Annotated in this window: 7 protein-coding genes and 1 riboswitch; of the genes, 1 reads left to right on the plus strand and 6 read right to left on the minus strand. The window is 65.9% G+C overall.

From position 1 onward, the window contains the following. Positions 1 to 85: 85 nt before the first annotated feature. The 6 genes from A3E77_RS12880 to A3E77_RS12905 form a co-directional block, all read right to left on the minus strand. On the minus strand, positions 86 to 490 hold the full coding sequence (locus tag A3E77_RS12880) for a GFA family protein (RefSeq protein ID WP_293646550.1): 405 nt from the start codon (positions 488 to 490) through the stop codon (positions 86 to 88). Positions 491 to 566: 76 nt separating this feature from the next. Beyond that, entirely contained in the window at positions 567 to 1259 is a 693-nt protein-coding gene (locus A3E77_RS12885; protein WP_293646552.1) for a helix-turn-helix transcriptional regulator, read from the minus strand. A gap of 13 nt (positions 1260 to 1272) precedes the next feature. Continuing rightward, positions 1273 to 1572, minus strand: a complete 300-nt coding sequence (locus A3E77_RS12890) for a transcriptional regulator (protein WP_293646554.1) — start codon at positions 1570 to 1572, stop codon at positions 1273 to 1275. Between the two features lie 2 nt (positions 1573 to 1574). After that, positions 1575 to 2024 carry a hypothetical protein gene (locus A3E77_RS12895; RefSeq protein WP_293646556.1) on the minus strand — a complete coding sequence of 150 codons (450 nt, stop codon included), beginning with the start codon at positions 2022 to 2024 and terminating at the stop codon, positions 1575 to 1577. Positions 2025 to 2137: 113 nt separating this feature from the next. After that, entirely contained in the window at positions 2138 to 2581 is a 444-nt protein-coding gene (locus A3E77_RS12900; protein WP_293646558.1) for a DUF6265 family protein, read from the minus strand. A gap of 69 nt (positions 2582 to 2650) precedes the next feature. Continuing rightward, positions 2651 to 4957, minus strand: coding sequence for a TonB-dependent receptor (locus tag A3E77_RS12905; RefSeq protein WP_293646560.1), 2307 nt, complete (start codon positions 4955 to 4957; stop codon positions 2651 to 2653). Between the two features lie 184 nt (positions 4958 to 5141). Next, positions 5142 to 5253: riboswitch (TPP riboswitch) on the plus strand. Between the two features lie 59 nt (positions 5254 to 5312). Here A3E77_RS12905 and A3E77_RS12910 point away from each other — a divergent pair. Next, positions 5313 to 6372: phosphomethylpyrimidine synthase ThiC (locus A3E77_RS12910; RefSeq protein WP_293646562.1), on the plus strand; the 1060-nt coding region annotated here is incomplete at its 3' end.

Consider the following 6372-nt stretch of genomic DNA (forward strand, 5'->3'; position numbering starts at 1 on the left):
GGAAGGTGGAACCAAGGCCATCTTGCTCTCTTGAAGTCCGCCGGCTTGCCGGCGGGCTTCATTTGTATCGGCGGCCGCACCGTGGTCACAGATGCGCGGTGACGGCGGGCGGGTTCCACCAAAGATTGTCGGCGCCGTCCATATACTGCACGGGCAGCGCGGCCATTTCGGCAGGCGTCAAATCATCGAGGCACGCGATCGACACCGAATAATAGGCGCCGCCGATCTCCTCGACATAGCCGTGACCAAAGGGCGAAACGCCGCACGTCTTGCAAAAGATATGATGCGCGCTGTTCGACCCGAACTGATAGTCGCCGCAACCCGCGGGGTCGGTCAGCAGGCGAAAGGCGTCGGGCTTGATCTGCGCACTCCAGTTTCTTTTCTTGGTGCAGATCGAACAATTGCATTTGCCCGTCCCGGCAGCGAGGTCGATGTCGGCCTCGAACTTGACGGCGCCGCAGTGGCACGAACCATGATGGGTCTTCAGCATTTCCTGTCCTCCGGTTGGCGGCGGCTCCGGCCGCCTTCGCCCGAAGCGATGTAGCGAAGCCTCCTGACAGAAGATGTCAGGAGGCGTCGTCCCACCCGGTCTGCCGCCACCAGTCGGCCATCAGCACCGCGCGCCGCCGCCCGAACCCCGCCTCGCCGATCCGCGCCGCGCCGATCCGGTCGATCCGAAAGCTGCGGAAATCCTGGCGCAGCAGGCACCAGGCAGCGATGATCTGCTTGTCCTCGAAATAGGCGAGCGCGGCGGGCCAGATCGCGCGCTCGGTGGCCGCGCCTTTTTCGTCGGCATAATCGATGTGCAGCACCTTCTCGGCGCGCATCGCTGCGCGCACCGTCGCGAGCAGCGGCGCGTCGCTTTCGCGCCAGCGGCTGTGCACCGGCCACAGCCCGGCTTCGTCGATCCGCTGGCGCAGCGCATCGGGGCTTGCCGCCGCGATCTTGGCGAGCGCCAGCCCCGCGGCGCGCGACAGCGCCCCGTCCTGCCGCCCCGCGACCCAGCGCGCGCCGAGCACCAGCGCCTCCAGCTCGTCGACGGTGAACATCAGCGGCGGCAGGAAAAATCCGGGGCGCAGCACATAGCCGACCCCGGCCTCGCCCTCGATCGGCGCCCCCAGCGCAACCAGCGCCTGGATATCGCGATACAGCGTGCGCACCGACACGCCCTGTTCCCCGGCCAACGCCTCGGCGGTCACCGGCCGGCGGCGTCGGCGCAAGCTGTCGATGATCGCGAAAAGCCGCCCTGCCTTGGTCACGCGCGGCGTCGCCCTATTCGGCCGCAGCGGGCAGATGCGCGACAATCGCGCGCAGCGCGGCGACGTGGCGATCGAGGGCGCGTGTCCCGGCGCGGGTCAGCGAGGCCCAGGTGCGCTGCCGCCCGTCTTCGGCGGCCTTGCGCAAGGCGACATAACCGGCGTCGGACAGCGCCGCGAGATGCTTTGACAGCACCGAGTCGCTGACCTTCAACAGCTCGCGCAGCTTGGCAAATTCCATCTCGGTCACCTTGGCAAGCAGCGCCGCGATCTGGAGCCGCGCTGGCGCGTGCAGCAGCATATCGATGCCGTCCATCGTCACGCCGCCCCGTCTTGCAATTCGCGGTCATAGATACGCGTCCAAAGCAGGCTGGCGGCCAGCGCGACAACGAACGCCCCGCCTGCAATCCCCAGCTTCACCGCCAACGACAGGTCGTTGATCCGCGCATAGATTTCGGCGCCCATCGCGGCGAGCAGGAGCACGACCATCAACAGCGTCACGCCCAGCGTCCGCCCCTTGCGATACCCGCTGACGAACACCCCGTAACGCCGCCGGTCGTCGACGACGAGCCACGCCACCGCCGCCATCGCCAATATGAACAGCACGATCTGAAGCGGTGGCCCGAACCCTTGGCTTAATACAATGGCACCCATCACCGCGGCAAAAGCAACATGCCGCCAGAACGGATATTTCGGCCCGCTCGCTGCGAACTCACGCTGCGCCGCGGTCATGCTGTCGAGTGCCGCCTGGGCTTCGATCGGATCCATCACTTGCCTCCATGCTTTCCAATGTGGAAAGTCATAGGCATAACTTTCCACATTGGCAAGTGATGATTTTCCATCTTGGAAAGTCGCCCTGTCGCTTTCGTCGATGCCCGCCATCAGCGGCGGCGAAAGGTCCAGCGCATCGGCTTCGATCCGTCGATCAGCGAAATCGTCGCGGTCAGCGTCTCGCCGCTGCGGGCATAGGCGATGCGCTGCGGATAATCATGCGCGCGATTTTCAAAGGTGGCGCTGCTTCCGTCGTGCCGCACCAGCGCAAACGCCACCGGCGCCCCACCTTGCGGCATCGCGATATAGGCAAGCGCGCCATCGGCGCCGGGCGCGATGCGGATGAACTCATATGCGCGCAATTGCTCGCCGCGCCCCGACCGGCTGTGTCCGATCATCATGCCGCCGCGCGGCGCCGCCCAGCTTTCCTCGGTCCAGCGCTCGCCATCCTCGCTCACCCAGTCGCCCGCCAGCCAGCCCAGCTCATCGGCGCGCGTCGCCGGGCCGGCCGCCGCCAGCAGGATCGCCGCTCCCAACGTCAGCCATGCCGTCATCGCCGCCTCCCGCGTCCGTGCCGCGACGATTGCCGCCGCGGCACGGACGATAGCCGAGCGACGCCGCGCTTAAAAGCGCCCGACGAGCTGCACGCCATACATGCGCGGCTCGGCGGGGATGAAGGTCGGGATGCCGAACGCGCCGCCGGTGTTGCCTGCGTCGAGCAGATAATCCTCGTCGGTCGCGTTGCGGACGAAGCCCGCGATCTCGAAGCGGTCGTCCGCGAAGCTGACCCCCGCCCGCGCATTGACCAGCGTCACCGCATCTTGGGCAATCAGCGGATTGTTCGGCACCTCGAAAAAAATCTTGCTGCGATAGGTCACCGTCGGGGTGGCAAAGATGCGCATCCCGCCGCCCAGATCGGCATTGATCGTGAACCCGGCCGCGGCCTGCCATTCGGGCTGGAGGCGGAAACGGTCGCCCGCGAACACGCCGTTCGCCGCCTTGTTGTCGATGCCGCCGTCGATCCAGCCGACATTGCCGAACAGCCGGAACCAGTCGCTGACCGCAAAGCTCGCCTCGGCCTCGACCCCCAGATTGCTCGCGGTGCCCGCGCTCTGCGTGATCGTCGTGCCATTGGGCTGGGTCACCGACACCTGGAAATTGTCATAGGTCTGGTAATAAACCCCCAGCGAGCCCGAAAAGCCGCCGCGCGACGCTTTCAACCCGACCTCGTAATTCCAGACATTCTCTTCGGCGATCGCGCTGACATTCGGCACCGGCCCGGTCGGCGTGCTGCGCGCGCCCAGGTTGACCGTCGGCGAGCGCCGCCCCTTCGACACGGTGGCAAAGACATTGAAGCCGCCCCCGAAACGATAAAGGATGTTGAAGCGGGGCAGGAAGGCCTGGAAACTATCCTCGCTGTAAAAGGTCTGGCCGCCGGTATCGACCTGCCCCGGGATCAGCGACGCGCCGCCCGAAATGACCGAGCGCGGCACCACCGCGAAAAAGCCCGACCGCCGCTTTTCGATCAGCGCGCGCACGCCCGCGGTCACTTCCAGCGCCTCGCTGGCGATCCAGGTGCCGTCGGCGAACACCGAATAGCTCTGGTTCTTGCCGATATTGCCGAAGGTCGAGCTGTAGGGGATCGCGGTCGCCGCGCCGCCGGTCAATATGCCGGTCGCGGCCGCCGCCGCGACGCTGCCGTCAGGGGCGATACAGGGCAGGTTCGGGATCAACCGCGCCGCGCATTGCAGGAAAATCCCCTCTTCGCTCGAAAAGGGCACGACCTGCGACCCGTCCTCGACAAAGCCGTTCCACCCGAACGACCCGCGGAAATCGTCGCCATTATAGGAAAAGCGCGTCTCGTGGTTATACTGCCATCCCTTGGAATCCTCGGCAAATTCCAGATACCAGGCGGCGCTGCCGTCGGCGTCGAAAATCTCCAGCGAATCGAAATCGCGATAGCTGTTGATCATCGTGATCGTCCAATCGTCGGCGACCTCCCAGCCCAGCGTCAGATTGGCGTCATAGACGTCGCGCGTCAGGCCCAGCTTCGCCGCACCCAGCGCGCTTTCGGACAAGGGCGAACCGCCGAGCGCTGCGTCGCCGAACGGATCGGCGGGCCCCGACGCGGTCGGATAGGTGCCCGAAATGAACGGCGTCCCGCTGTGGCGCTGGCGGTCATAGGTCAGGATCAGGTCGGCGGTGAAATTTTCGGTCGGCGTCAGCCGCAGCGATCCGCGCACCCCCAGCTGGTCCTGCGCATACAGATCCCCCTGCCCCGCGGCGAGGTTGCGGACATAGCCGTCGCGCTGTTTCCATTCGGCGGCGACACGCGCCGCGATCTTGTCCGACCCCAGGTTGATGAAGCCGCCGAGCGTGATCGCGTCGAAATTGCCATAGCTCGCATTCACTTCGCCCGAAAAGCCGGGTTTCGGCCGCGCCGAGATGATGCTGATCGCGCCGACCGCCGACGCGGTGCCGAACAGCGTCGCCTGCGGCCCCTTGATCACCTCGATCCGGTCGACGTCGTAAATCGCCTGATACGAACCGCGCGAGCGCGAGATGTCGGTGCCGTTATAATAGAGCGTGACGCGCGCCGCCTGCTGCGCCGATCCGCTGTCCGACGTGATGCCGCGAATAACGACGCCGGGATTGTTGGCGCTCTGTTCCTGGATGTTGAGCCCCGGCACATAGTTCGACAGCTCGTCGAGGTCGCTGATGCCCAGATTGCGCAGCTGCGCGCCGCTGGTCGCCGAAATGGTGATCGGCACATCGACCTGGCGCTGTTCGATCTTTTGCGCCGTGACGACGATATCGCCGCCCGGCGCGGCCGCATCGTCGGCGACGGGCGCGGTGTCGGCCTGCGCCAGCGCGGGGGTGGCGGTGGCGGCGAGCAGCAGCAGGGAAAACGCACGGACGGAGCGAGCCATGGGAGAGACCTTTTTGTTTTGAATGTTATCGGGAACGCGAAACGACAGCTTCGTTCGCCGCTGTGACGCCTGTTCGCGTCGTTACCGCGTCGCCGGGGCGACAGGACGATGACAGTTTCGCGCGTCCATGTTGCAGTGCGGCATCAATTTGGCGGGTGACTTTACGGCCACGGTCGTTAGACTGCGCCCATCCCCGGGGAGCCGCGTCTGCAATGGCCGGTTGAGAGCGGAATAGACCGCGACCCGTTGAACCTGATCCGGATAATACCGGCGGAGGGAGGGTCGGTATTCCGCGCCACGGTTCAATGGGCAGGAATCCCCATTCTCGCTCCGATAACCAACGGAGCGACTGCACATGGCCGACATCGATTCCCGCCTCGACAAGAGCGCCGCAACCCCGATCGGCGTCACCACCGGACCCATAAGGGGCAGCCGCAAGATCCATGTCGCGACCCAGACCGGCAGCGGCATCCGCGTCGCGATGCGCGAAATCGACCTTGACCCGCACAGCGGCGAGCCCCCCGTCCGCGTCTACGACACCAGCGGCCCCTACACCGACCCCAATGCGACGATCGATATCGCCAAGGGCCTGCCCGAACTCCGCCGCGACTGGATCGTCGGCCGCGGCGACGTCCAGGAAGTGACGCAGCGCGAGGTGCGCCCCGAGGATAACGGCCAGCTCGGCCCGGATCGTTCAGGCGGCGTCCCCGCCTTCCCCAACGTCCGTCAGAAGGTGCTCCGCGCCAAGCCCGGCGCGAACGTCAGCCAGATGCACTATGCCCGCCGCGGCATCATCACGCCCGAGATGGAATATGTCGCCGAGCGCGAAAATCTCGGCCGCGCACGCCTGTCCGAATACCGCCGCGACGGCGAAAGCTTCGGCGCCAGCATCCCCGACTATGTCACCCCCGAATTTGTCCGCGACGAGGTTGCGCGCGGCCGCGCGATCATCCCCAGCAACATCAACCACCCCGAATCCGAACCGATAGCGATCGGCCGCAACTTCCTCGTCAAGATCAACGCCAATATCGGCAACAGCGCGGTCGCATCCGACGTCGCGGCCGAGGTCGACAAGATGGTCTGGTCGATCCGCTGGGGCGCCGACACCGTCATGGACCTGTCGACCGGGCGCAACATCCACGACACGCGCGAATGGATCATCCGCAATTCGCCCGTGCCGATCGGCACCGTCCCCATCTATCAGGCGCTGGAGAAAGTCGGCGGCGTCGCCGAGGACCTGACCTGGGAGATTTTCGCCGATACGCTGATCGAACAGGCCGAACAGGGCGTCGACTATTTCACCATCCACGCCGGGGTCCGCCTGCCTTACGTCCCGCTCGCGGCGAAGCGCATGACCGGCATCGTGTCGCGCGGCGGCAGCATCATGGCGAAATGGTGCCTCGCGCATCACAAGG

Origin of the sequence: Sphingopyxis sp. RIFCSPHIGHO2_12_FULL_65_19, assembly GCF_001830555.1 — a bacterium.
Lineage (GTDB): Bacteria > Pseudomonadota > Alphaproteobacteria > Sphingomonadales > Sphingomonadaceae > Sphingopyxis.